The organism is Massilia sp. UYP34, assembly GCF_056279385.1.
Window position 1 is genome coordinate 564,798 of record NZ_JBWBRF010000001.1, and the last position, 25,968, is coordinate 590,765.

23 protein-coding genes are annotated in these 25,968 nt (G+C 67.3%); 11 read left to right on the plus strand and 12 right to left on the minus strand.

All coding sequences use genetic code 11. The features are described 5' to 3' along the window. Positions 1-93: 93 nt before the first annotated feature. The 9 genes from bioB to ACZ9AQ_RS02580 all read right to left on the minus strand — a co-directional run bounded on the left by bioB (position 94) and on the right by ACZ9AQ_RS02580 (position 10,318). Positions 94-1,119, minus strand: coding sequence for a biotin synthase BioB (gene bioB / locus ACZ9AQ_RS02540; protein WP_429201779.1), 1,026 nt, complete (start codon positions 1,117-1,119; stop codon positions 94-96). A gap of 19 nt (positions 1,120-1,138) precedes the next feature. Then, positions 1,139-1,996 carry a dethiobiotin synthase gene (gene bioD, locus ACZ9AQ_RS02545; RefSeq protein WP_429200959.1) on the minus strand — a complete coding sequence of 286 codons (858 nt, stop codon included), beginning with the start codon at positions 1,994-1,996 and terminating at the stop codon, positions 1,139-1,141. Beyond that, positions 1,993-3,180, minus strand: coding sequence for an 8-amino-7-oxononanoate synthase (gene bioF / locus ACZ9AQ_RS02550; protein WP_429200957.1), 1,188 nt, complete (start codon positions 3,178-3,180; stop codon positions 1,993-1,995). The genes bioD and bioF overlap by 4 nt, the downstream gene beginning before the upstream one ends. 4 nt (positions 3,181-3,184) lie before the next feature. Continuing rightward, positions 3,185-4,525 carry an adenosylmethionine--8-amino-7-oxononanoate transaminase gene (bioA, locus tag ACZ9AQ_RS02555; protein ID WP_429200955.1) on the minus strand — a complete coding sequence of 447 codons (1,341 nt, stop codon included), beginning with the start codon at positions 4,523-4,525 and terminating at the stop codon, positions 3,185-3,187. Positions 4,526-4,553: 28 nt separating this feature from the next. After that, positions 4,554-5,345, minus strand: coding sequence for an enoyl-CoA hydratase/isomerase family protein (locus ACZ9AQ_RS02560; protein WP_429200953.1), 792 nt, complete (start codon positions 5,343-5,345; stop codon positions 4,554-4,556). Between the two features lie 10 nt (positions 5,346-5,355). Next, positions 5,356-6,963 (minus strand): carboxyl transferase domain-containing protein, encoded by a 1,608-nt coding sequence (locus tag ACZ9AQ_RS02565; protein ID WP_429200951.1) that lies wholly within the window; start codon positions 6,961-6,963, stop codon positions 5,356-5,358. 36 nt (positions 6,964-6,999) lie between these two features. Further along, complete coding sequence (locus ACZ9AQ_RS02570; protein WP_429200949.1) at positions 7,000-7,461, minus strand: YchJ family protein; 462 nt, start codon at positions 7,459-7,461, stop codon at positions 7,000-7,002. A 185-nt stretch (positions 7,462-7,646) separates the two neighbouring features. Continuing rightward, positions 7,647-8,882, minus strand: a complete 1,236-nt coding sequence (locus tag ACZ9AQ_RS02575; protein ID WP_429200947.1) for a D-amino acid dehydrogenase — start codon at positions 8,880-8,882, stop codon at positions 7,647-7,649. 116 nt (positions 8,883-8,998) lie between these two features. Beyond that, positions 8,999-10,318, minus strand: a complete 1,320-nt coding sequence (locus ACZ9AQ_RS02580) for a serine hydrolase domain-containing protein (RefSeq protein WP_429200945.1) — start codon at positions 10,316-10,318, stop codon at positions 8,999-9,001. 125 nt (positions 10,319-10,443) lie between these two features. On the opposite strand from ACZ9AQ_RS02580, the gene ACZ9AQ_RS02585 reads away from it, so the two are divergent. The 10 genes from ACZ9AQ_RS02585 to ACZ9AQ_RS02630 all read left to right on the plus strand — a co-directional run bounded on the left by ACZ9AQ_RS02585 (position 10,444) and on the right by ACZ9AQ_RS02630 (position 19,937). Next, complete coding sequence (locus ACZ9AQ_RS02585) at positions 10,444-11,184, plus strand: GntR family transcriptional regulator (protein ID WP_429200943.1); 741 nt, start codon at positions 10,444-10,446, stop codon at positions 11,182-11,184. A 112-nt stretch (positions 11,185-11,296) separates the two neighbouring features. Beyond that, positions 11,297-12,181 carry an N-acetylmuramic acid 6-phosphate etherase gene (gene murQ, locus ACZ9AQ_RS02590; protein WP_429200941.1) on the plus strand — a complete coding sequence of 295 codons (885 nt, stop codon included), beginning with the start codon at positions 11,297-11,299 and terminating at the stop codon, positions 12,179-12,181. Between the two features lie 60 nt (positions 12,182-12,241). Next, positions 12,242-13,507, plus strand: a complete 1,266-nt coding sequence (locus ACZ9AQ_RS02595) for an MFS transporter (RefSeq protein ID WP_429200939.1) — start codon at positions 12,242-12,244, stop codon at positions 13,505-13,507. A 6-nt stretch (positions 13,508-13,513) separates the two neighbouring features. Next, complete coding sequence (locus ACZ9AQ_RS02600) at positions 13,514-14,302, plus strand: acyltransferase family protein (protein WP_429200938.1); 789 nt, start codon at positions 13,514-13,516, stop codon at positions 14,300-14,302. Next, on the plus strand, positions 14,302-14,655 hold the full coding sequence (locus ACZ9AQ_RS02605) for a hypothetical protein (protein ID WP_429200936.1): 354 nt from the start codon (positions 14,302-14,304) through the stop codon (positions 14,653-14,655). Before ACZ9AQ_RS02600 ends, ACZ9AQ_RS02605 begins: the two co-directional genes overlap by 1 nt. Before the next feature lie 34 nt (positions 14,656-14,689). After that, positions 14,690-16,279: a glycoside hydrolase family 10-like protein gene (locus ACZ9AQ_RS02610; protein WP_429200934.1), complete on the plus strand. Its 1,590-nt coding sequence runs from the start codon at positions 14,690-14,692 to the stop codon at positions 16,277-16,279. Between the two features lie 18 nt (positions 16,280-16,297). Beyond that, a complete protein-coding gene (locus ACZ9AQ_RS02615) occupies positions 16,298-17,221 on the plus strand; it encodes an N-acetylglucosamine kinase (RefSeq protein WP_429200932.1) in 924 nt (307 codons plus the stop codon). Between the two features lie 28 nt (positions 17,222-17,249). After that, positions 17,250-18,326 (plus strand): N-acetylmuramoyl-L-alanine amidase, encoded by a 1,077-nt coding sequence (locus ACZ9AQ_RS02620; RefSeq protein ID WP_429200931.1) that lies wholly within the window; start codon positions 17,250-17,252, stop codon positions 18,324-18,326. A gap of 99 nt (positions 18,327-18,425) precedes the next feature. Further along, a complete protein-coding gene (locus ACZ9AQ_RS02625; RefSeq protein WP_429200929.1) occupies positions 18,426-19,325 on the plus strand; it encodes a LysR family transcriptional regulator in 900 nt (299 codons plus the stop codon). Further along, positions 19,326-19,937, plus strand: a complete 612-nt coding sequence (locus tag ACZ9AQ_RS02630; RefSeq protein ID WP_429200928.1) for a M15 family metallopeptidase — start codon at positions 19,326-19,328, stop codon at positions 19,935-19,937. A gap of 3 nt (positions 19,938-19,940) precedes the next feature. Here the strand turns inward: ACZ9AQ_RS02630 and ACZ9AQ_RS02635 are convergent, their stop codons facing one another. The 3 genes from ACZ9AQ_RS02635 to ACZ9AQ_RS02645 form a co-directional block, all read right to left on the minus strand. Continuing rightward, positions 19,941-21,074 (minus strand): GGDEF domain-containing protein, encoded by a 1,134-nt coding sequence (locus ACZ9AQ_RS02635; RefSeq protein ID WP_429200927.1) that lies wholly within the window; start codon positions 21,072-21,074, stop codon positions 19,941-19,943. A gap of 179 nt (positions 21,075-21,253) precedes the next feature. Then, positions 21,254-22,711, minus strand: coding sequence for a D-alanyl-D-alanine carboxypeptidase/D-alanyl-D-alanine endopeptidase (gene dacB, locus ACZ9AQ_RS02640; protein ID WP_429200925.1), 1,458 nt, complete (start codon positions 22,709-22,711; stop codon positions 21,254-21,256). A 22-nt stretch (positions 22,712-22,733) separates the two neighbouring features. Then, positions 22,734-23,972: a nucleoside recognition domain-containing protein gene (locus ACZ9AQ_RS02645; protein WP_429200923.1), complete on the minus strand. Its 1,239-nt coding sequence runs from the start codon at positions 23,970-23,972 to the stop codon at positions 22,734-22,736. A 164-nt stretch (positions 23,973-24,136) separates the two neighbouring features. Between ACZ9AQ_RS02645 and ACZ9AQ_RS02650 the strand changes: the two genes are divergently transcribed. Further along, positions 24,137-25,894 carry an ABC transporter substrate-binding protein gene (locus ACZ9AQ_RS02650; protein WP_429200921.1) on the plus strand — a complete coding sequence of 586 codons (1,758 nt, stop codon included), beginning with the start codon at positions 24,137-24,139 and terminating at the stop codon, positions 25,892-25,894. The last annotated feature ends 74 nt before the right edge of the window (positions 25,895-25,968 follow it).

Sequence of the window (25,968 nt, forward strand, 5' to 3'; positions counted from 1 at the left end):
TTCGCTTATGGTTGTTCGGACGAGTCGTGCGCGCGGCCGTGTCTCCCCGGCCGCAGAAACGTCATTCCCGCGTAAGCGGGAACCTAAGTTTTCTTAACACCCGCAGGCTTCCTTCTGCACCGAATCGAGCATGGCGGCGCGCGTCTTGAGACCCAGCTTGGCCAGCAGCACGCGGTCGTCGTCGGCTTCCGGATTGTCGGTGGTGAGCAGCTTGTCGCCGTAGAAGATCGAGTTGGCGCCGGCCATGAAGCACATCGCCTGCACCGCTTCGCCCAGCTCGCGGCGGCCCGCCGACAGGCGCACGCGCGCTTGCGGCATGGTGATGCGCGCGACCGCGATGGTGCGCACGAATTCGATCGGGTCCAGCTTGTCCAGGCCGTGCAGCGGCGTGCCTGCCACCTGCACCAGGTGGTTGACCGGCACCGATTCCGGATACGGATTCAGGTTGGCCAGCTGGGCGATCAGGCCGGCGCGCTGCTCGCGCGTCTCGCCCATGCCGACGATGCCGCCGCAGCAGACCTTCAGGCCCGCTTCGCGCACGCGGCCCAGCGTGTCCAGGCGGTCCTGGTATTCGCGGGTCGAAATGACGTTGTTGTAGAAGTCGGGCGCGGTATCGATATTGTGGTTGTAGTAGTCCAGGCCCGCTTTTTTCAGCTGTTCGGCCTGGCCGGCTTCGAGCATCCCCAGGGTGGCGCAGGTCTCCATGCCCAGCGCCTTCACTTCGCGCACCATGGTCTCGACCTTTTCCATGTCGCGCTCCTTCGGGCTGCGCCAGGCGGCGCCCATGCAGAAGCGGGTCGCGCCGCTGGCCTTGGCCGCGCGCGCCGCGTCGAGCACGGTGTCGATGTCGAGGAGCTTCTTGGCTTCGACGCCGGTGTCGTAGCGCGCCGCCTGCGGGCAGTAGCCGCAGTCTTCCTCGCAGCCGCCGGTCTTGATCGACAGCAGGGTCGCCAGTTCGACGTCGCCGTCGGGGAAGTGTTCGCGGTGCAGCGTCGAGGCGCGGTGCATCAGTTCGGGAAACGGCAGCTCGAACAGCGCCAGCACATCGGCCAGCGGCCAGGTGGCGTTTTCAGCAGGTTTGATGGCGGCCGCAGGGCGGTGCAGGGCGATGGTATTCATATCGGACATGGTGGTTCCTTCAGGACTTGCCTCGCGTGGACGGCCATCCCGGCAGTCCAGCGAGATCGATGAATTCGGCCGCCGCGGCGGCCGTCGGTGTTTGCAGGCGCGGCACATGACCCAGCAGCGGCGCCGGGATGCGCTGTGCCAGCGCCTTGATGTTCTCTTGCTCGAAGCTCATATCGGGATCGACCGTGTTGGCGACCCAGCCGGCCAGCACCAGGCCGCGCGCCACGATCGCCTCGACCGTGAGCAGGGCGTGGCTGATGCAGCCCAGGCGCATGCCGACCACCAGGATCACCGGCAGGTTCAGCTGCGCGGCGAGGTCGGCGCTGTCGAAGGTGTCGTTGAACGGCACCCGAAAGCCCCCCACGCCCTCGACTACCACCGCATCGGACGCGGCCTGGATCTCGGCGAAGGCGGCGATGATCGGCGCCGATTCGATGGTGACGTTTTCCAGCGCGGCGGCGATGTGCGGCGCCGCCGGTTCGCGCAGCATGTACGGCGTGGTGATCGACACCGGCAGGTGCACGTTGCCGGCGCCCGACAGCATGTCGGCGTCGTCGTTGTGCAGTTCGCCATCGCGCAGTTCGGCGCCGGCCGCCACCGGCTTCATGCCGCAGGCGCGCACGCCGCTGGCGGCGAGCTTGTGCAGGATGGCGCTCGAGACCAGGGTCTTGCCGATCTCGGTGTCGGTGCCGGTGACGAAGCAGGCGAAGCGCGAGGGCAGGCCGTCGATGGCGCGCGCCTCGAGTTCCGGCTCCAGGGCCGGCTCGTCGAACTCGGCCTGCGGCATCATGGGCGAGGGCGCGACCGCCGGCGCGGCGATCGGGTCGTCATGGTCGTTCAGGTTGTTCGGATCGTTCGGGTTGTTCATGGTGCGGCCTTTTCCAGTCTGTTGAGCGCCTGCGCCAGTTGCGCGACGTCGTCGATGCCGTGGGCGGCCGACAGGGTCACGCGCAGGCGCGCCGTGCCCGGCGCCACGGTCGGCGGGCGGATCGCCGGCACCCACAGGCCCTGTTCATGCAGGGCGGCGGAGGCGCGCAGCGCAGCGTCGTTGCTGCCGATGACGACGGGCTGGATCGCGGTGGTCGATGCCGCCAGTGTCCAACGCTGGAAATCCAGCGATTCGCGCAATTGCTTGACCAATCCCGCCAGGTGGGCGCGTCGTGTTTTTCCTTCGGCGCCGCCAATGATATCAAGGCTGGCGAGCAGGGCGTGCGCGAGGGCCGGCGGGCAGGCCGTGGTGTAGATGTAGGGACGGGCGCGCTGCACCAGCAATTCGATGACGCTGGCGTGCGCGGCGACGAAGGCGCCGCCGACGCCGGCCGCCTTGCCGAGCGTGCCCATGTACACCAGATTGGGCGAGCAGAGGCCAAAGTGTTCGAGCGCGCCGCGGCCGTTGTTCCCCAGCACGCCGAAGCCGTGGGCGTCGTCGACCACCAGCCAGGCGCCGTGACGCTCGCATGCGGCCAGCAGCGCCGGCAGCGGGGCCAGGTTGCCGTCCATGCTGAAGACGCTGTCGGTGACGACGATTTTCGTGGCGGCGCTGCTGGCCGCGAGCCGCGCTTCGAGCGCGTCGACGTCGCCGTGCGGGTAGACCGCGACGCCGGCCTTGGCCAGGCGCGCGCCGTCGATCAGCGAGGCGTGGTTCAGCTCCTCGGAAAAGATCATCGCGTCGGCGTCCAGCCCCAGCGCGGTCAGGATCGCCAGGTTGGCCATGTAGCCAGTGCACAGCGTGAGCGCGCGCGCCTGTTCCAGGTGCGGCGCCATCCACTCGGCCAGGCGCTCTTCCAGCACGTGGTGGGCGCGGCCGTGGCCCGACACCAGGTGCGAGGCGCCGCTGCCGGCGCCATACAAAGTGGCGCCTGCGCGCAGCGCTTCGACCACCAGCGGGTGCGACGCCAGGCCGAGGTAGTCGTTGCTGCAGAAGGCCAGCAGTTCGCGGCCATCGACGATCTGGCGCGGCGCGCAGGCGCCGTCGGTCACGCGGCGCCTGCGCACCAGGCTGTGGGCGGCGAGGGCGTCGAGCTTGCGGTCGATAGTGGCGATTAAATCCATGGCATCAACCCGCGATCACCGACTCGAAGGTCTTGAGGGTGCGCGCGGCCAGGCCGGCGACCTCCTCGTCGTCCAGCACGTAGGGCGGCATCAGGTAGACGGTGCGGCCGATCGGGCGCAGCAGCAGCTCGTTCTCGACCGCGGTGGAGAAGAAGCGGCGCGAGAAGGTCGAGGCGCGATCCTTGTCCGGTTCGATGGCGTCGAACGCGAAGATCATGCCGCGCTGGCGGAAGTGGCGCGTGCGCGCATGCTCGGCCAGCGGCGCCAGCGCGGCCGTCATCCTGGTCGCCAGCTCGCGATTGCGGTTCAAGACATCGTCCTGTTCGAAGATGTCGAGCGTGGCCAGCGCCGCGCGGCAGGCCAGCGGATTGCCGGTATACGAATGCGAGTGAAGGAAGCCGCGCGTGATGTCTTCGCTGTAGAAGGCCTGGTAGATGTCGTCGCGGGTGAGCACCAGCGACAGCGGCAGGTAGCCGCCGCTGATGCCTTTCGACAGGCACATGAAGTCCGGCCAGATCGACGCCTGTTCGCAGGCGAAGAAGGTGCCGGTGCGCCCGCAGCCGACTGCGATCTCGTCGGCGATCAGGTGCACGTGGTGCTGGTCGCACAGGTCGCGCAACAACTTGAGGTAGAGCGGGTCGTACATCGCCATGCCGGTCGCGCACTGCACCAGCGGCTCGACGATGATGGCGGCGATCCTGTCGCCACGCTGCTCGAACAGTTCCTTTACCTCCAGGATCGCGCGGCGCGCCACGTCCTGGGCCGTTTCGCCTTCTCTCGCGTTGCGCGCGTCCGGCGCGCTTACCACGTGGGAGGCACGCAGCAGCGGGCCATAGGCATCCTTGAACAGCGCAACGTCGGTGACCGACAGCGCGCCGATGGTCTCGCCGTGATAGCTGCCCTGCAGGCAGACGAATTCCTGCTTGTCCGACCGCCCGGCGTTGCGCCAGGCGTGGAAGCTCATCTTCATCGCGATCTCGACCGCGGAGGCCCCGTCCGAGGCGAAGGTGGCGTGGCCCAGCGCGTGGCCGGTGAGCCTCGAGAGGCGTTCGGCCAGCTCGACCACCGGCGCATGCGTGAAACCGGCCAGCATCGCGTGTTCGAGCTTGTCCAGCTGGTCCTTCAGCGCGGCGTTGATGCGCGGGTTCGCGTGGCCGAACATGTTCACCCACCACGAGCTGATGCCGTCCAGGTAGCGCTTGCCGTCATAGTCATAGAGCCACGGACCCTTGCCGTGGCTGACCGCGATCAGCGGCACCTCCTCGTGGTGCTGCATCTGGGTGCAGGGATGCCATACGCTGCGCAGGCTGCGCGCGATCCACTCGGAGGAGGTCGATTGAGTCACTTCAGGATTCCAATATATCTATAAGTATCTAGTCAAAGCGCAGCCATGCCGGCTTGCGTTTTTCAAGGAAGGAAGCCACGCCTTCCCGTCCTTCCAATGAGGCGCGGATGGCGGCGATGCGGCCGGCGGTATCCAGCAGCAGCGCATCGTCGACTGGTTTGCCGACGATGTCGCGCACCAGCGTCTTGGCTTGCCTCACGGCGTTCGGGCTGTTGTCGACCAGGGCGCGGGCGATGCCGGCGACCGTCGCGTCGAGCGCGTCGGCGGCCACCACTTCATGCACGAAACCGATGCGGCGCGCTTCAGGCGCATCGAAACGCTCGGCGGTCAAAAAGTAGCGGCGCGCGGCCTGCTCGCCCATGGCCTTGATCACGTAAGGCGAGATGGTAGCCGGAATCAGGCCGAGCTTCACTTCGGACAGGCAAAAACCGGCGGTGTCGACGGCGACGACGATGTCGCAGGCGGCCACCAGGCCCATGCCGCCGGCGTAGCAGTCGCCCTGCACCCTGGCCACGGTGGGCTTCGGGCACAGGTAGATGGTGCGCAGCATGTCGGCCAGGCGCAGAGCGTCTTCCTGGTTTTCTTCATGCGAGTAAGCGGCCATCTTCTTCATCCAGTTCAGGTCGGCGCCGGCGCAGAAGGCCGGACCATTCGCAGCCAGCACGATGGCGCGCACCATGTCGTTCCGGCCCAGCGCATCGAAGGCCAGCGCCAGTTCGGCGATCGTGTGCTCGTTGAAGGCGTTGCGCAGCTCGGGGCGGTTCAGGGTGACGGTGGCCACCTTGCCGGCGATCGCGATGGCGAGGGTCTGGTAATCCATGCTGTTCTCCTTACATGCGGAACACGCCGAACTTCGTGTCCTCGATCGGCTTGTTCATCGCTGCCGACAGGCCCAGGCCCAGCACCATGCGCGTGTCGACCGGGTCGATCACGCCGTCGTCCCACAGGCGCGCGCTGGCGTAATAAGGGTGGCCCTGGTGCTCGTACTGGTCCTTGATCGGCTGCTTGAACGCGGCTTCTTCGTCCAGCGACCACTGGCCGCCTTTCGCTTCCAGCCCATCGCGCTTGACCGTGGCCAGGACCGATGCCGCCTGGTCGCCACCCATCACCGAGATGCGCGCGTTCGGCCACATCCACAGCAAGCGCGGCGAGAACGCGCGGCCGCACATGCCGTAGTTGCCTGCGCCGAAGGAGCCGCCGATGATGACGGTGAACTTCGGCACCGAGGCGGTGGCCACCGCAGTGACCATCTTGGCGCCGTTGCGGGCGATGCCTTCGTTTTCGTACTTGCGGCCGACCATGAAGCCGGTGATGTTCTGCAGGAACACGAGCGGGATCTTGCGCTGGCAGCACAGCTCGATGAAGTGGGCGCCCTTGAGCGCCGACTCCGAGAACAGGATGCCATTGTTGGCGACGATGCCGACCTTCATGCCGTAGATGTGGGCGAAGCCGCACACCAGCGTGGTGCCATAGCGGGCCTTGAACTCGTCGAACTCGCTGCCGTCGACCACGCGCGCGATCACTTCGCGCACGTCGAACGGCTTGCGGGTATCGACCGGGATCACGCCATACAGTTCTTCCGGCGCATAGCGAGGCTCGCACGATGGGCGTAGCGCGCCTTGCACCGGTTTGACCCGGTTCAGGTTCGACACGATGGTGCGCGCCAGCGCCAGCGCGTGCGTATCGTTCTGGGCCAGGTGGTCGGCCACGCCCGACAGGCGGGTGTGGACGTCGCCGCCGCCCAGGTCTTCGGCGCTGACCACTTCGCCGGTCGCGGCTTTCACCAACGGCGGGCCGCCGAGGAAGATCGTGCCTTGCTCCTTGACGATGATCGACTCGTCGCTCATCGCCGGCACATAGGCGCCGCCGGCGGTGCACGAGCCCATCACCACGGCGATCTGCGGGATGCCCTTGGCGGAGAGATTCGCCTGGTTGTAGAAGATGCGGCCGAAGTGGTCGCGGTCGGGGAACACATCGTCCTGGTTCGGCAGGTTGGCGCCGCCCGAGTCGACCAGGTAGATGCAGGGCAGGTTGTTCTGCTCCGCGATCTCCTGCGCGCGCAGGTGTTTTTTCACCGTCATCGGATAATAGGTGCCGCCCTTGACGGTGGCGTCGTTACAGACGATCACGCACTCCTGGCCCGATACGCGGCCGATGCCGGTGATGATGCCGGCGCTGGGGGCGGCGCCGTCATACATTTCATAGGCGGCCAGCTGGGAGAATTCAAGGAAGGGCGTGCCCGGATCGAGCAGGTGTTCGACGCGCTCGCGCGGCAGCAGCTTGCCGCGCGCCAGATGACGGGCGCAAGCCTCCGCACCGCCGCCCTGCGACATCTGTGCGACGCGCGCGCGCAAGTCGTCCACCATCGCCTGCATTGCCGCGGCATTGGTCTTGAAGTCCTCGCCGCGCGGGTTCAGTTTGCTCTCGATCTGGGGCATGTGCCGTCCTCTTCTTTCGTCCGCCTCTCCCGGCGGTTACTTCTTGTCAGGGAAACTGCCGTCCAGGTAGAACCAGCGAAGCACGCCATCCGGACCGGGCTCGCGCACGAAGCGGCTGACTTCGTGCAGGCGGTGCGCCCGGCCGCCTACCTTGAAGCGGGCGACGAATTCGACGCTGTCCTCATCGATGCGGTTCGGGTCTTGCCCTGGATCGTTCACCAATTCTGCTTTACGTTGACGTAAACGTAAAGCAGTTTTTATCTCGAGTCCGAGCCAGCGCATGGGCTCGGGCTCATCGATGATCGCTTCCTGCGGGCGGGTGCTGGGATGCCAGGTAGCAACCAGATAAGGCTCGTCCTTGAGCGTGAACGCGGTATAGCGCGAGCGCATCAGGGTCTCGGCGCTCGGCGGCACGGCCGCGCCGGCCAGGTAGGGGCCGCAGCATTGCTCGTACGCGGGACCGCCGCAGGGGCAGGGAGAGGTGGGGCGGGTGGACATGGCGGCAATTATCCGCGATTTTTCCACTGCCGGTCATGCGGGATGCATGGCTGTCAATCCGTTAAATATGTGCCAACAGTAGGGTTGGCGGCTTGCCGCCGACGCGGTGATGGTTGGCAGCGAGATCATCCGGAACGACATCGGAGCCGATAACAATCACCGCGTCGGCGGCGAAGCCGCCGACCCTACGTACGCAGCGTCAACCCATCCAGCCCGAATGGCGGCGCCTTCCCCTGCACCAGGTCGGCCAGCACCGCAGCCGTCCCGCAGGCAAAGGTAAACCCCAGCGGTCCGTGGCCGACGTTCAGCCACAGGTTGTCGTAGCGGGTGGCTCCGATGATCGGCGCGCTGCTCGGCGTCGCCGGCCGCAATCCGGCCCACACCGCTACGCGCGAATAATCCGCCGCGCGCGGCATGGTGTCGCGCACCTGGCGCGTCAGCCCCTCGACCCGCTTCGGATCGTGGCGCAGGTCCTCGCCCACCATGTCGACCATCGCCGCCACGCGTAGCCGGTCGCCGATGCGCGCATACAGCACCTTGCGTTCGAAGTCGGTCACGCTGATCTCGGGCGCCACGTCGTCCTGGCGGATCGGGGCGGAAAGGCTGTAGCCCTTGAGCGGATACAGCGGCAGGTCGATCCCGATCGATTCGGCCAGGTCGCGGCTCTGGATCCCGGCCGCCAGCACGTAGGCGTCCGCCGTGAGCAGGCCGCCGGCCGTCTCGACGCCGCGGATCCGTCCACGCTCGGCGTACAGCCCGCGCGCCTCGCCATGGGCGAAGCCGCGAAAGCGCGGATGCGCGCGCAGGCGTTCGGCCAGGGCCAGGCAGAAAGCGTGGCAGTCGGCCACCGCCTCGCCGGCGTTGTAGATGCCGCCGGCCAGCAGATGCTGGCTCGCCGCCAGCGCCGGTTCGCGCGCGCCGCATTCCTCGGGCGTCCAGACCTGGCCGGCGCCGGGTTTCGACGCGGCCGCCTCGAACACTTCGCGCGAGCGGTAGACCACCAGCTTGCCGGCGTCGCGCCAGTGGAAGGATTCGGGCGGCACCACCAGCGCGAGCTGCTCCATCGCGCGGCGCGAGCACTCTCCCAGCTCGAGCAGCTTGGCCGTGGTGCGGCGGTTGACGTCAGCGCGGCAGTGGGCCAGGAAGCTGGCCAGCCAGCGGTACTGGCGCAGGTCGGCCTCGGGCTTGAAACGCAGCGGGCCGTCGGCCTGGAACAGCCATTTGACGGCCTTGAGCGGAATGCCCTCGTCGGCCAGCGGCGAGACGTAGCGGTAGCTGAGCTGGCCGCCATTGCCGTAGCTGGCGCCGCTGCCGACTTCCGGCGCGCGCTCCAGCAGGGTGACGCCGTAGCCGGCTTCCACCAGCCACCAGGCCGATGCCAGGCCGACGACGCCGCCGCCGATCACGATGATGTGCTGCATGCCAGACTCGTTCATTCAGATAGGGGAAAGGAGCTTAGAGGCTGTACGGACAGGCCGCCAATGAATCGTGGGGGCGACGTCATAACCGGCATATATGTACGCATCCGCAGGGCCGTTCAGGCAGCCTGGCCGAGGATGGCGCGACGGTAGACGCTCGCCAGCACGCGTTCCTCGTAGCGCGCCAGCGAGGAGTCGCGCCCGGGTTGGTCGGCCGGGTCGCGCGCGCTGCCGCCGGCCAGCACCACGATGCCGTTGCCGCCGCCGTTGCCGCCGCCGTGGCCGATCGTGCGGTCCATGGCGAAGATCGAGCGCAGGCCATAGGCGTCGCCCAGGTGGCCGACGGCGTCGAAGCCGGGCGTCAGCCACAGGCCGGGACGGTCGGGATAATGGGCGTTGCCCAGGCCGCGCGGGCTGAGGATGCTGCCCAGCGGGTTGCCGTTGCCGCCGACGCCGTCGTAGGCCCAGTGGCGGGCGAACATCCGCTCGATCGTCGCCGCCTGCAGCAGGCGCTTGCCGTCATGGACGCCGCCCGCCATCAGCATGCGCATGACGACGCCAAGATCACGCGCCGAGATGCGCAGGCCGCCGGTGGGACTGAACGGCGTGGCGTTCGTCCCCGGCACGTAGCTGGCCAGGCCAGGGGGCGGCTGGATGCCGGGGGCGTCCACCTGCGCGGCCCAGGGGCCGTCGGATTGCCAGGTGTCGCTGTCCGGCGCGCGCTTGCGGTAGATGGTCGCCAGCCTGTCCTGCGCCGCCTTCGGCAGTTCGGACGGGTTGTAGCCGGCCTGCAGGCCGAGCGGTTGCAGCAGCAGGCGCGTCATCAGGCGGTCGAAGCGTTCGCCCGTCACGCGCTCCATGATCGTGCCGACCAGGCCAAAGCCCAGGTTGCAATAGCTGTAGTAGGCGCCGGGGCCGGCGTGGCTAGAGCAGGCGGGCCGCACGTCCTTCAGCGCCGTCGTGGCCGGCCAGAAGTAGCCGGCGTCGTCGCGCAGCGACGAGGTATGCAGCAGCAGGTGGCGCAGGCTGATCGCCTGGCCGGCGAAATGGGGATTGCGCAGCTGGAAGCCGAGATAGCCCGAGACGTCGGCATCGAGGTCGACCCTGCCGTCTTCGAGCAAGCGCATCAGGCCGAGCGTGGTGACCAGCTTCGAGATCGAAGCGATGCGGTACAGCGTGTCGGGCGTGGCCGGGCGGTCGGGGAAGGCGCCGTTGCCGATGGTGCGGCGGCCGAATGCGCCTTCGTACACCGGCCGGCCCGCGCGCACGGCCACCACCGACAGGCTGGCGAGCGGAAAGGCGGGATCGTCGACGATGGCGGCCAGCTCGGCGTCGAGCGAGGCCGCGGCGCCGCCGGACGCCGGCGGCATCGCCGCGAACAGCGGTTCCATGGCGCCCAGCATGGCCATGCCGAGCAGGGATCGCCTGCCATGATTCATTTCATTCCCTTTTTTATCGTGTTTGCCGGATCAGCATACGGACAGCCCGAAACCCTTGCCTAATGAATAGCCGTGGGGAAGTCATAACTCTTTTGTATTGGTCTCAAGTGGTATGCTTCCACGGTATGAACATTCCCGGTCCCGGATTCCAGGTCAACCTGGACGACAATTCTCCTCTCTATATGCAGCTGGCGCGCAAGCTGGCGCAGGACGTGCGCGACGGCCGTTACCAGGCCGACCAGGCGCTGCCTTCCGAACGCATGCTGTCCGAACGGCTCGACGTCTCGCGCGTCACGGCGCGCAAGGCGATCGACCAGCTGGTCGAGCAGGGCCTCGTGGTGCGCCGTCGCGGCTCGGGCAACTATATTGCGCCGCGCATCGAGCAGCCGCTGTCGAATCTGTCGAGTTTTTCGGAACAGCTGCAGCAACGCGGCTATACCCCGCGCTCCGAGTGGCTGCGCCGCGAAGTGGTCCTGGCCGACGCCGACGAGCAGCTCTCGCTCGGCCTCTCGCCCGGCGCGCGGGTGGCGCGCCTGGAACGCCTGCGCCTGGCCGACGGCGTCGTGATGGCCTACGAGGTCAGCGTGATCCCGGCCACGGTGCTGCCGCTTCCCGGCGAAGTGGCCGCTTCGCTCTACGCCCACCTGGGCAAGACCGGCCACATGCCGGTGCGCGCGCTGCAGCACATCCGCGCCATGAACGCCGACGCCGGGCTGGCGGCGCGCCTGGACGTGCCGGAAGGCCGTGCGGTGCTGTTCATCACCCGCGTCGGCTACCTGGAGTCGGGCGAGCCGGTCGAGCTGACCCATTCTTATTGCCGCAGCGACCACTACGACTTCGTGGCCGAGCTGCGCAGGCCCGCGTAGACGCCTGCGTCGGGCCCACATAACCTCGCGGCATGACGCCGGCCGATCCTTTCATGGGATGGCTTGCCGAATTGGTATTACACTGGTTTCATCAAAAATCCATTTTCGAGACATGGCGATGCTCAATACCGAAACCCCTTCCCAGGCGCACGCCGCCCTCGACCAGTACCCGACCGCCGAACTGGTGAACGTCTTCGTCGACGACCAGTTCCAGGCCGTCGAGGCGGTGCGCAAGGCGGCGCCGCGCATCGCCGCCGCGGTCGCCGCCGCGCTGCCGCGCATGGAAGCGGGCGGACGCCTGATCTACGTCGGCGCCGGCACCTCGGGCCGCCTGGGGGTGCTCGATAGCGTCGAGCTGTACCCGACCTTCTCGTGGCCGCATGGACGCGCGGTGGCGCTGCTGGCCGGCGGGAGCGACGCGATGTTCGTCGCGGTCGAAGGCGCGGAAGACGATGCCGTGCAGGGCGGCGCCGACCTGGAGGGCGTGAACGTGGGACCGGACGACGTGGTGCTGGCGATCGCCGCATCGGGCGGCACGCCCTATGTGCTGGGCGCGATCCGGGCCGCGCGTGCGGTCGGCGCGCTGACGATCGGCTTCGCCAACAACCCGGACGCGCCGGTCACGCAGGAAGCCGAAATCGGCATCACCCTCGACACCGGCCCCGAAGTCGTCTCGGGCAGTACGCGCCTGAAGGCCGGCACCTCGCAAAAGATCGCGCTGAACACCTTTTCCAGCGCGCTGATGGTGCGTTTGAACAAGGTTTACGGCAACCTGATGGTAGACTTGAAGGCTACCAATGCCAAACTGGTTCGGCGTGCGATCCGCCTCACCAGCTTCGCCACCGGCGCCGACGAGGAGGCCGCGCGGGCGGTGCTGGAGCAATGCGGATTCCACGTCAAGACCGCCATCGTGGCCTTGTCCAAACAAACCAGTGTCGAGCAGGCGCAAGCGCTGCTGGAAGCGGCGCGCGGCAGCGTGCGCCAGGCGCTCGCCTGAGGGTTTCACCTCGGGCGCGCCATTCCCGCATCGTCGGCCCGCGCGGCACAAGAAAGAGACATGCAAAAACCGCAAGCGAACCGCCCATGGCTGTGGGTGCCGTCCCTGTACTTCGCCCAGGCCATCCCCTACGTCGTGGTGATGAACCTGACCGTCATCATGTACAAGGACATGGGGATCTCGAATTCCGACATCGCCTTCTACACCAGCCTGCTGTACCTGCCATGGGTGATCAAGCCGCTGTGGTCGCCCATCGTCGACATGTTCGGCACCAAGCGCCGCTGGACCGTGCTGTTGCAGGTCGTGGTCGGCGCTTCGCTGATCGCGGTCGGCACCGTCTTGCACACGCCCGCCTTCTTCGCCGTCAGCCTGGCCGTCATGTGGATCATGGCGTTCAGCTCGGCCACCCACGACATCTCGGCCGACGGCTTCTACATGCTGGGCTTGCGCCAGCAGCAGCAGGCGGCTTTCGTCGGCGTGCGCAGCACCTTCTATCGCCTGGCGACCCTGGTCGGCCAGGGTCCGCTGGTGGTGCTGGCCGGCTACCTGGCCGTGACCCTGGGTGACGTCAAGCAGGCCTGGGCGATCGTGTTCTACGTGCTCGCCGCGATCTTTTTCGCCGCGTTCGCCTGGCACCAGTTCGTGCTGCCGGTGCCGCCCGACGACAAGCCCGTCCCGACCAGCGATAACCCGCTGCGCGACTTCTTCGGCACCTTCGCCGCCTTCTTCAAAAAGCGCGACATCTGGATGATCGTCGCCTTCATCCTTACCTTCCGGCTGGGCGAGGCCCAGCTGCTCAAACTCGTGGCGCCGTTCCTCAAGGACCCGGTCAGCGCAGGCGGCCTGGGGCTCACCACCGCCGAATACGGCATCGCCTACGGCACGGTCGGTATCATCGCGCTGACCCTGGGCGGCCTGGCCGGCGGCTGGCTGATCTCGCGCCTGGGATTGAAGCGCTGCCTGTGGCTGATGGTGTTCGCGATCCACCTGCCGGACCTGGTGTTCGTCTATCTGTCGCAGACCCAGCCGACCGACCTGGTGACGGTGTCCGCCTTCCTGGCGCTCGAACAGTTCGGCTACGGCTTCGGCTTCACGGCCATGATGATGTACATGATCATGGTGGCCGACGGTCCCAACAAGACCGCGCACTACGCGATCTGCACCGGCCTGATGGCGCTGGGGATGATGGTGCCCGGCATGTGGAGCGGCGACCTGCAGGAATACCTGGGCTACAAGCATTTCTTCATCTGGACCTGCCTGGCCACGATCCCCGCCTTCATCGTGGCGGCGCTGGTGAAGATCGATCCCGAGTTCGGGAAAAAATAACGGACCATGAACGACGCACCGGTGCGCCTGACATCGCTCGACGCCTTTCGCGGCTTCACCATCGCCGCGATGGTGCTCGTGAATAATCCGGGCGACTGGGGCCACCTGCATGCGCAGCTCGCGCATGCGCCCTGGCATGGCTGGACGTTCACCGACACGATTTTTCCCTTCTTTTTGTTCATCGGCGGCGTGGCGATGGCGCTGTCGCTGGGCCGCCTGGCCGCCGCTGGCGCCGACAAGCCGCGGCTGCTGGTCAAGCTCGCCAAACGCGCAGCCCTGATCTTCCTGATCGGCTTGTTGCTCCACCTGATCCCGCGTTTCGACTGGGGCAGCGTGCGCATTCCCGGCGTGCTGCAGCGCATCGCCCTGTGCACGCTGCTGGCGGCGCCGCTGGTGGTCTACCTGGGCTGGCGCGGCCAGGCGCTTGCCATCTTCCTGCTGCTGGCGCTGTACAGCTTCCTGATGCTCGTCGTTCCGGTTCCCGGCATCGGCGCCGGCAGGCTCGAACCGGGGCAGGACTTCGGCGCCTGGGTCGACCGCGCGCTGATGGACGGCCACCTGTGGGCGCAGGCGACGACCTGGGATCCGGAAGGGCTGGTGTCCACGCTCCCGGCCGTGTGCAGCCTGCTGTTCGGCGTGCTGGCCGGCCGCCTGCTGCTTTCGGCGCTGCCGCGGGTCGAGCAGGTGGTGTGGCTGATGCTCTCTGGCTTGGCCTGCCTGGCGCTGGGCTCCACGCTCGACGCGGTCCTCATGCCGATCAATAAAGCCTGTGGACGGCATCGTTCTGCCTGTTGATGAGCGGCTGGGCGCTGCTCGCCTTCGGCGCCAGCTACTGGCTGCTGGACGCGGCGCCGTCAACGGCGCTGCGCGAGCGCATGACGCGCCTCTGCACGCCCTTCGTCATCTACGGCATGAACGCGCTGTTCATCTTCGCGCTCGCGGGCCTCATCGCCAAGATGCTCGGTTTTATCAAGCTCACCCAGCCGGACGGCAGCCAGCTCGCGCTCGGCCGCATGCTGTACGCGCCATTCGCCGCGCTGCCGCTGGACCCACGCAACACCTCATTACTGTACGCCATCGCTTTCAACGCCTGCATGTTCGCCATCGCCTGGTGGATGTGGCGCAAGCGCTGGTTCGTCAAAGTCTGAACGGATCACACAAGGAGCCACTTTGCTTCCCGACATGAAAAAACGCGCTTTCACGCTTGGCCTGGCGAGCGCCTTCGCCCTCGGCGGCCTGCTGGCCGGCTGCGGCACCCGGCCGCTTACCGGTACCGTGCCGGTCGCCGAAACCAGCGGCGGCGACGATCCGCCGGCGGCACCGCGCGAGCTGCGCGCCGCCTGGGTCTCGACCGTCGCCAATATCGACTGGCCCAGCAAACCCGGCCTGTCGTCCGCCAGGCAGCAGCAGGAAGCCATCGCCATCCTCGACCGCGCCAAGGCCCTGAACCTGAACGCGATCGTGCTGCAGGTGCGTCCTTCGGCCGACGCGATTTACCCGTCCAGGCTCGAGCCATGGACCGAGTACCTGAGCGGCGTCCAAGGCAAGGCGCCGATGCCGGCCTATGATCCGCTCAAGTTCTGGATCGACGCGGCGCATGCGCGCGGCCTCGAGCTGCACGCCTGGTTCAACCCCTACCGCGCGCGCTTGGACGCGGCGCGCTCGCAGTCGGCGCCCAACCACATCACCAACACCAATCCCGACATCGTCAAGCGCTACGGCAAGTTCATGTGGATGGACCCGGGCGAGCCGGCCGCCGTCAAGCAGACCATGGACGTGATCCTCGACGTGGTGCGCCGCTACGACATCGACGGCGTGCACATCGACGACTATTTCTATCCCTACCCGATCGAGACCACGCCGGCCGTGGCCGGCAATGCCGCCGCGCTGGACGGGCGCGCGGCCAAGGCCGAACTGGACTTTCCCGACGATCCGGCCTGGCAGCGCTACCTGAAGAGCGGCGGCGCCCTGGCGCGCCCCGACTGGCGCCGCGACAACGTCAACCGCCTGATCGAGGCCATGTACAAGGGCATCCACGCCGAGAAAAGCTGGGTGCGCTTTGGCATCAGTCCCTTCGGCATCGGCCGGCCCGACCGCCGTCCGCCCGGCATTGTCGGCTTCTCGCAGTACGACAAGCTGTATGCCGACGCCGAACTGTGGCTGCAGGAGGGCTGGCTCGACTACTTCGTGCCGCAGCTGTACTGGCCGATCAAGCCGCCGGGCCAGGCCTATGACGTGCTGCTGGACTACTGGATCGGCCAGAACCCGCTGGGCCGCCACATCTGGCCGGGCCTGTTCACCAGCCGCATCGGCGCGCCGACCCGCGACTACGAGCCGGAAGAAGTGCTGCAGCAGGTCAGCGTGACCCGTTCGCGTCCGCTGGCCACCGGCCACATCCACTTCAGCATGGTGGCCCTGATGCAGAACCGCAAGGGCATCGGCGACCAGCTGCGCGCGACCCGCTACACCGGCCAGGCGCTGGTGCCGGCCACGCCATGGCTGGGCAGCACGCGTCCCGGCACGCCCGCGATCAAGGCCGTTCGCGCCGCCCGCTCGGTCGACCTGAGCCTGAAGGCGGGCAAGGGCAATGCCCTGTATGCGATCTGGGCCCGCCACGGCAATGAATGGCGCTTCGCCGTGGCGCCGGCGGCGCGCACGACCTGGACGATTGCCGACGACGAGCGCCTTGGCCCGGCCGAGGTCGTCGTGGTGAGCGCGGTCGACCGCCTCGGCAACGAGGGCGAGCGCGTGCGTGTGTGGTCGAAGCCATAATGCGGGTAGCATCACGGTATGCCGACTGATCAAGACAATCCGCGTGGGGTTGGCCCCGGCCCTGGGCTGGGCATCGACGCCGGCGGCACCCAGACCCGCTGGGCGCTGGCCGCGCCCGGCGGCGCGATCCTGGCCGAGGGCACGGTCGAGGGTCTGTCCGCCCTGCAGATGGCCACGCCCCACGGCCGTGAAGCCGTGCGCGCCACCTTCGAGCGGCTGGCGGCGGCGGTGCTGCAGCATGCGCGCCCGGCGCGCGTGCAGGCCGGCCTGACCGGGTTCGGCGGCGACGGCGAATTGCTGCAGGGCTGGCTGGCCGCCTTGCTGGGCGTGGCACCTGGCGCGGTCGTGCTGTGCAACGACATCGAGATCGCCTACCGCGCCAGCTTCGCGCCCGGCGAAGGTTACCTGGTCTATGCCGGCACCGGCTCGATCGGGGCCTTCATCGACGAACACGGCGTGTTCCACCGCGCCGGCGGCCGCGGCGTGGTGCTGGACGATGGCGGCGGCGGCTTCTGGATCGCGCGCGAAGCGCTGCGCCAGATCTGGCGCAACGAAGACGAGCGTCCCGGCGGCTGGCGCGATTCGCCGATGGCGCATGCCGTGTTCGCGCACATCGGCGGATCGGACTGGGCCGAGTCGCGAACATTTATCTATCAGAGCGAGCGCGGAACCATCGGCAAGCTGGCGCTGGCCGTCGCCGCCAGCGCAGAGCACGATCCGGTAGCGCGCGCGATCCTGGTCGCGGCGGGCGGCGAACTGGCGCGCCTGGCATCGGCCCTGATCGCGCGCTTCGGCGCGCGTCCGGTGGCGCTCAGCGGGCGCGCCGCCGAACTGCATCCGCTGGTCGCCGGCGCCATGCGCGCGGCGCTGCCCCCGAATACCGCGTTCAGCCAGACCGGCCAGCGGGCCCACCACGCGGCTGCGCGCCTGGCGCTGGGTTGAACGACAAGAAACCACCAAGGAGAACAACATGAAATCGATCGCCGCCTTACTCGCCCTGACCGTGCTGGCGGGCTGCACCACCGTCCCGCGCTACGACACCACCTATACCGCCAAGGGCCAGTCGAGCCGGGCGCGCTTCCTGGTGCTGCATTACACGGTCGCCAACACGCCGAGCTCGATCAAGATCCTGACCGAGCAGCAGGTCAGCTCGCACTACCTGCTGACCGACGAGGCGACGCCGAAGATCTACCGCCTGGTCGACGAGAACCGCGCCGCCTGGCACGCCGGCAACTCGAGCTGGAAGAACTTCACTCAGCTCAACAACAGCTCGATCGGCATCGAGATCGTCAACGCCGGCTGGAAGGACACGCCGGCCGGGCGCGTGTATGCGCCGTTCCCGCAAGCGCAGGTGGACGCCCTGATTCCGCTGGTGAAGGACATCGTCCAGCGCCACGGCATCGCGCCCGAGAACGTGCTGGGCCACAGCGACATCGCGCCGCTGAGGAAGCAGGATCCGGGGCCGCAATTCCCGTGGCGGCGCCTGGCGCAAGAGGGCCTGGTGCTGTGGCCGGACGCCGTCCGCGTGGCGGCCGTGCGCCCGGCCTTCGACGCCCTGCTGCCCGACGTCGGCTGGTTCCAGCGCAAGCTGGCCATGCACGGCTTCGGTGTCAAGCAGAGCGGCGTGTACGACGAGGCCACCCGCACCACGCTGGCGGCGTTCCAGATGAAATACCGTCCGCTCGATATCGCGGGCAATCCGGACGCCGAAACGGCGACGCTGCTCGAAGTGTTGACCACGCCGGCCGGCACGCCGCCGCCGCCGATGCCGGTGATCCCGGCGATCCCGGCGATCCCGGCGATCCCGGCGCCGCCGCAGCCATGGCAGGCCGTGCCCGGCCAGCCGGCTGCGCCGCTCCCGCCTGCGGCACCTGCACCTGCACCGGCGCCTGCTCCGGCGCCTGTACCTGCACCTGCGCCGACGCCGGTGCCGCCATCGGCGCCGGCCCCGACCGCAGAGCCGCTGCCAGGCGCGCTGGAGAACGTGCCGCCGACCGCGCCGGTGCCTGCGCCAGTGCCCGCGACACCGCCAGTCAATATGCCATGACCACCGCCGTGACCATCGCCGGACGGCAAGTTTCACTGTATCCTTCGCCCATCCGCCCGGTGCGTAAGCAGGGTGGATTTTCTACTGAAGGATGAAGCAATGCGTCTGCGTCATATCGAGGTGTTCCACGCCATCATGCAAGTCGGCACCATCAGCGGCGCCGCCCAGGTGCTGCACATCTCCCAGCCGGCGGTGACCAAGGTATTGCAGCACGCCGAGCTGCAGCTGGGCATGCCGCTGTTCGAGCGCGTGCGCGGCAAGCTCTATCCGAAGCCGGAAGCGCACCGCCTGTTCGCAGAAACCGAGAAGCTCAACCGCGACCTGCAGGGCATCCGCCGCCTGGCCGCCAGCCTCAAGGGCCGCGCGGTCGAGACCGTGCGCCTGGTGTCGACGCCGACCATCGCGGTCAGCGTGCTGCCGGTGGGGATGACGGCCTGGCGCCGCGATTTCCCCGATACCCGTTGTGAACTTGCAACGCATCACACGAGCGAGATCGTCAATGCGCTGCGCCTGGGCGAAGCCGACCTCGCCCTGTCGCTGCAGGATCCGCGCCATCCCGGCATCGTGGCTGAGCCGATCGCCCATGGCCTGCTGACCGTGGTGGCGCCCGCCGGCACCTGGACCGAAGACGAATGCAGGAAGCCGCTCTCGGCCGAAGACCTGAGCGGCGAACTGATCGGCCTGGCCGACCGCGATCCGCTGGGCGAGATGGTCGTCGCCGCCTGCGAGGCGCAGGGCGTGCAGCCGGTGTTTCGCACCGTGGTGCAGACCTACCAGATCGCCCGCTCGCTGGTGGAGGCCGGCGCCGGCACCGCCATCCTCGATCCGTTTACCGCCGCTTCGGCGGCCCCGGCCAGGGTGCAGTGCCGCCAGTGGTCGCCGTCGATCCCGGTGCACCTGTACCTGCTCACCGCCAGCCATTCACCCCTGTCGCACGGGGCGCGCGAGCTGGCCAACTGTATCGGCGCCACCGCGCGCGCCTGTCTTGAAGATACCTGAATGAACCTGACCCTCGCCAGCGAAGACATCGCCGGCAGCCCGGAATTTCGCCACCTGGACAGCATCGCCGGCATCGATGTCGACCTGCGCTATGCCACGGCCAACAATTTCGTCGGACGCGACCTGTATTCGCCCCATGACTGCGCCTGGCTGCACGTCGAGGCGGCGGCCGCGCTGGAACGCGCGGTGGCCTGGCTGGCCGTGCATGCGCCCGGGCTGCGGCCGCTGGTGCTCGACGCCCTGCGTCCGCAGCGCGTGCAGCAGCAGTTGTGGGATGCGCTCGAGGGCACCGACCTGCGCCTGTATCTGGCCGATCCGGCGCGCGGCTCGATCCACTCGTATGGCATGGCGCTCGACATCACGCTGGTGGACGCCGACGGCGTCGAGCTGGACATGGGCACCGCCTTCGACGACATGACGGAGCTGTCGCATCCGGCGCTGGAAGAGGGCTTCGTGCTGGCCGGCCGGCTCACCGGGCACCAGCTGGCCAACCGCCGCCTGCTGCGCACGGCGATGCTGCAGGCCGGCTTCCTCGGCATCAAGACCGAGTGGTGGCACTTCGATTGCGGCGACCGCGACCTGGTGCGCGCCACCTTCCGCCGCGTCCTGTAGGGTCTACGCCAACTCCACCGACTCGACCCGGTTGCGGCCGTTGCGCTTGGCCACATACAGCTGCTTGTCGGCCGCCACGATCAGGTCGGGCAGGGTGACGCGCAGGTCGGCGCTGGAAAAATCGAAGGCGGCCACGCCGAAGCTGGCGCTGGTCGGCACCGGTTCGCTGTCGACCGTGAAGGTGCTGGCGGCGAAGGCGTCGCGCAGGCGGCCGGCCAGGGCGCTTGACCCCGCCAGTCCGGTCCCGGGCAGGATCAGCAGGAATTCCTCGCCGCCGTAGCGCACCACCGCATCGACGCCCTCGCGCGTCATCCGCTGCAGAAGCGTGGCGAAGTTCCGGATCACGTTGTCGCCCTGGTGGTGGCCGAAGGTGTCGTTGATGTGCTTGAAGTGATCGATATCGCACAGCACGACGGAGACCGGATGGCCGAAGCGCCGCGCCCGCGCCAGCTCGGGGCCCAGCAGGTGGTCGTGCAGGTAGTGGCGGTTGTAGCAGCCGGTGAGCTGGTCGCGCTCGGCGAGCCGCTTGAGCTGGTTCTGCAGGCGGAATTCCTCGCGCGCCACCCGGTTGAAGCGGCGCGCCGCCAGGATGCCGAAGGTATTGATCATCGCCAGCAGCATGCCCATGGTGAGCAGGTCGGCCACGGGCCGCGGCGGCAGCATGTAGTGCACCAGCGCCACGAAAACGATGATGCCGCCGCTCGCGATCGCGGTGGCGTAGGCCAGCCGGTTCGGGATGTACAGGTAGATCACGACCAGGATCACCACCATCGACAGCGCATGCCAGTGCACTTCGTTCGGACGCGCCAGCGCCACCACCATGAAGCAGCCCAGCGACAGGATTTCGGCGCTCGACGCGGCCAGCCGCGTGCCGCGCACCGACAGCGCACGGCGATAGGCCAGCCAGGCGCAGATGCCGCTACTGAGCGCCACGCCCAGGCGCGCCGGCAGGGTTTCCCTGAGCGCGGTGTAAAGGCCCAGCGCCGCGATATCGGTCAGGAAGAACAACTGGAAAAACACGACGTAGAACAGCAGCGTGAAGCCGAGGAGCGCTCGCGTGCGCGGCAACTGGCTGTTCAGGAATTCGGACTCGTCCGCGGCGCGCGCGAATTCTCCGGTCAGGGGATGGAATTTCATGGATGATCAGGACAGCCAAACTTGACAGTCGGCAGCGCGTCCTGCGGAGGCGGAAACCGGTGGCGCGGGACACGCGCCAGGCCGCTATTGTGTCAGCTTTTTCTATCGAAAACTAACAAATTATAGCAATTTGACAATTAATTTATTTCAAAAGCAACATTAACCTGTGCATTCCCGGTTCACGGCGCCGCGCCCGAGCGCGCCACCCAGTCCACCAGCGTGTCGAGCACGACGCGTCCGCGGCCATTGCCGCTCTGCTCGCTGTTGATCATCGCCACGAACACGCAAGGGATGCCGTTCGCGTCCGGCACGTAGCCGGCCAGCGCGGTGACGTTGCGCAGGGTGCCGGTCTTCAGGCGCGCGCGCCCGGCGGCGGGGCTGTCCTGCAGGCGACGGCGCATGGTGCCGTCGACCGCGCCGATCGGGATGCTGGACTGGAATTCCGGCGCCCAGGGACTGCGCAGCCCGGCCTGCAACAAGCGGGCCATCTGCTGCGCGCTGATGCGCTCGATGCGCGACAGGCCGGAGCCGTTGTCGATCACGAAGCCGGTGTCGTCGATCCCTTTTTCGCGCAGCCAGCCGCGCACGGCGGCGTCGGCGCGGGCAAAGGTCGATTCCTCGGCCAGCGGCAGCGCCAGGCTGCCCGCCACCGGGTCGTCCTGCAGGCTGCCCAGGCTCAGGAACAGGGTGCGCGCCAGGGCGTTGTCGGACGGCTTGTTGATGTCGCGCACCAGTTCCGGCAGCTGCCGCGACACATGGGCGGCGAGCAGGCGGGCGTCGAGCGGCGTCGCGCCGGTGATGGTGCGCCCGCTCAGCACGCCCCCCTGGTCGCTCCAGACCTGGCGCACCAGGCGGCTCACGTAATCGTCGCGATCGAGCACGTTGACGCCGTAGCTGCGGTTGCAGTTCCTGGGGAAGGTGCCGCGCAAGACCACCTTGATGCGGCCATCGGCCTGGCGCCGCGCCTCGGGCAGCTGCCAGCCGGCCTCCCAGCGGGCGCAGTCGGCGTCGACCAGGGTCATCTCGGAGGCCACCGAGACCCGCTCCAGCTCCGGATGCATGCGCAGCTGCAGGGCTGACGCGGTCGAACGCATGTCGAGCTGCAGCATGTTCTTGTTGACCAGCAGGGCGTCCGGGATCACGTTGTAATACGCTTCGGGCGACTCGTCAAAGGGCGGCAGGCCCACGTCCGGGCGGTCCGGCTGGAACAGGGTACGGTCGAGCACCAGGTCGCCCTCGATGCGCTCGATGCCCGCGTAGCGCAGCGCGCGCAGCATGTCGGCGATGTGTTCGCCAGATAAGTCGGCGTCGGCGCCGCCCTTCAGGTACAGGCTCCCGCGCAGCACGCCGTCCTCGACCTGGCCGGTGGTGCGCAGCTCGGTGCGGCCGCGGAAGGCGGGGCCCAGGCGTTCCAGGCCGACCAGGGTCGTCACCAGCTTCATGGTCGACGCCGGCTGCATCGGCAGGCCGGCCCGGTGTTCGAGCACGGCGGCGTCGCCGCGCAGCACCAGCACCCCGATCTCGTCCTGGCCGATGCCGTGTTGCTGCAGCGCCTGGGCCACCGGTTGCGGCAGCTGGGCGTGGGCGAACGAGATGCTCGTAAGGAGGGCGAGGGCGAGTGCGTAGCGTCGAAACATGCTGTTCCTGAATGAAGAAGACTTAGCCGAAGAAGAGATAGGCGACGAAGATGGCGCCGATGACGCCGGCCAGGTCGGCCAGCAGGCCGTAGCCGATCGCGTAGCGCGTCTTGCGGATGCCGACCGAGCCGAAATACAGGGCCACGATGTAGAAGGTGGTGTCGGCCGCGCCTTGCAGGATGCTGGCCAGGCGGCCGACGAAGGAATCGACGCCATAGGTGGTCATGGCGTCGATCATCATGGCGCGCGAGCCGCTGCCCGACAGCGGCTTCATGAGGGCCGTGGGCAGGGCGCCGACGAAGTCGGTCGGCAGGCCGAGTGCATTGAAGATCCAGGCGAAACCGCTCACGATCAGGCCCAGGATGCCCGAGTTGCGCACCACGCTGATGGCCACCAGCATGCCGACGAGATAAGGGATGATCTTGAGCGAAGTCTCGATGCCGCCCTTGGCGCCTTCGATGAAGGCGTCGAACACGTTGACCTTCTTGAGCAGGGCGCCGGTCATGAAGACGGCGATGACCGAGAACAGGATCAGGTTGGCGGCGACCACCGACACCAGCTCGATCTGGGACTTGTCCAGGAAATGGGTGAAGACGAAGACCAGGGCGCCGATCAGCGCGGTGCCGCCGCCGATCCATCCGAACACCACCGGGTCGAGCAGGTTGATGCGCTGGCGCAGGCTGACTGCGATGATGCCGGTCATGGTCGAGCAATAGGTGGCGATCAGGGTCGGGATGAAGATGTCGGCCGGATTGGCCGCGCCCAGGATCGCGCGCTGGGCCATGATGGCCAGCGGGATGACGGTCAGGCCCGAGGTCTGGATCACCAGGAACATGATCTGGGCGTCGCTGGCCTCGTCCTTCTTCGGATTGAGCGACTGCAGGCTTTCCATCGCCTTCAGGCCGAAGGGCGTGGCGGCATTGTCCAGGCCCAGCATATTGGCCGAGAAATTCATCACCATGTGGCCGTTGGCCGGGTGTTCCTTCGGCACGCCGGGGAAGATGCGCGAGAAGAAGGGGGCGATGACGCGCGCGAACACATTGATCGCCCCGGCTTTTTCGCCCACGTTCATGATCCCCAGCCAGAGCGTCATGACGCCCGCCAGCGGCAGCGCGATATCCATCACCGCCATCTTGGCCGAGGAAAAGGTGCCGTCGATGATGCGCTTGAAGACCTCGGTATCGCCGAGGAAGATCCATTGTCCCAATGCCGCGATGAAGCCGACGAGAAAGAAGCCTGTCCAGATGTAATTGAGTGCCATGTCATGTATCGCTGCTGGGTATCGCACGATTGTGCAGTGGACAGAGACTGAGGGCAAGCTGCATAGATGAAAGAATGCAGCCGCACCATGTACAAAAGTTATGAGCGTTGCCTCGGGGATGGGCGCCGGCCTATGATACGCAACGCCCAACACAAGCCGCCGTCATGACATTGCGCTACGCCGCCGCCCTCGTCTTCACCTTCACCTTCACCGCCTCCTGCTTCGGAGCGCAGGCGGCCGAGGCCCAGGCGCAGCCGCCCGCGCAAGCGCCGCAGAAAGTGCTGCGCATGTTCCTGTCCACCAGCGAAACAGGCCTCGATCCGGCGATGGCGTCCGACAACGCCACCCTGTCGCTGCTGGAAAACCTGTTCGATCCGCTGCTGCGCTACGACTACCTGGCGCGGCCGGCCAAGCTGCGGCCGAACACGGCGAGCGCGATGCCACAGGTCAGCGCCGACGGCCTGACGTATACCTTCCGCATCCGCCCCGGCATCTACTTCACGCCCGACCCGGCCTTCAAGGGCGTGAAACGCGAAGTCACCGCGGCCGACTATGTGTACAGCCTCGGGCGCCTGCGCGATCCGTCGCTCAGGTCGCCGTGGTCGTATCTGGTCGAAGGCAAGCAGCTGGAGGCAGTCGACCGCTACACGCTGCGCATCCGCCTTGCCGCGCCCGACAACAACTTCCTGTTCTACCTCGCCACCCCGGCCACCGGCGTGGTCGCGCGCGAGGTGATCGACGCCTATCCGGGCCAGGCCGGCAATCACCCGGTTGGCACCGGGCCCTTCATGGTCAAGGAGTGGAAGCGCAGCGACCGGATCGTCCTGCTGGCCAACCCGTATTCGACGGCCGTGTTCCATGCCACGCCGGGAGACGACCCGGAAGACCGGGCCATCGCCGCCGCCCTGGAGGGCAAGCGCCTGCCGCGGGTGGACCGGATCGACGTGAAGATCGCCGAAGAATTCCAGGGCCGCATGCTGGGCTTCCTGAATGGCGAATACGACTACCTGGAACAGATTCCCGAATCGATGACCGAGATGGTGGTGCGGGACGGCGCACTGAAACCCGAGCTGGCGGCGCGCGGCATCGTGTTGTCGCGTTTCCCGGTGCTGCAGACCTATTACATGTGGATGAACATGAACGACCCGGTGGTCGGCGGCTACGGCAAGGACAAGGTGGCGCTGCGGCGCGCGATCTCCATGTCGTACAACAGCGCGCAAGACATCGCGCTGCTCAAGAAGGGATTCGCGATCAAGGCCGAATCGCCGCTGCCGCCGAACGTGCTCGGCTACGATCCGGCCTATCGCAGCCCGGTGCCGTACGACCCGGCGCTGGCCAATGCGCTGCTGGACCGCTACGGCTACGACCAGCGCGACGCCGATGGATTCAGGCGCGCGCCCGGCGGCAAGCCATTGACGCTCACCATGCACAGCGAAGCCACGGTCGGCGGCCGCCTGCGCGACGAGTTGTGGAGAAAATGCCTGAACGCGATCGGCCTGCGCGTTGTGTTCAAGTCGGACAAGAAGACCGAGATCATCAAGGCTTCGCGCCTGGGCACGGTGCAGATGTTCGAGAGTAACTGGATCGCCGACTTTCCCGATGGCGACAATTTTTACCAGCTGCTGTACGGGCCCAATGCCGGCCGCGCCAACTACGCCCGTTTTAACTTGCCTGAATACAATGTGCGCTACGAAAGAGCGCGCCTGCTCAGCGATGGTGCGGAGCGCAACAAGCTGTATGTCGAGATGAACCAGCTCATCCACGCCTATAACCCGTGGGTGCCATTGACCCATGTGCTGTCCAGTGACCTGCGTCATCCGTGGCTGAAAAACTACAAACGGCATCCGGTTGAATTCACGACCTGGCGTTACCTCGATGTCGATGTTGCGCAAAGAGCACGCTCTGCCAGAGCTAAACGTTAGATTTCGTTAGTTTTTCCTAAACAAAATATTCCTGCTGGTTATACTGCCCTCCGGATAATTCATTGGCACCTGAG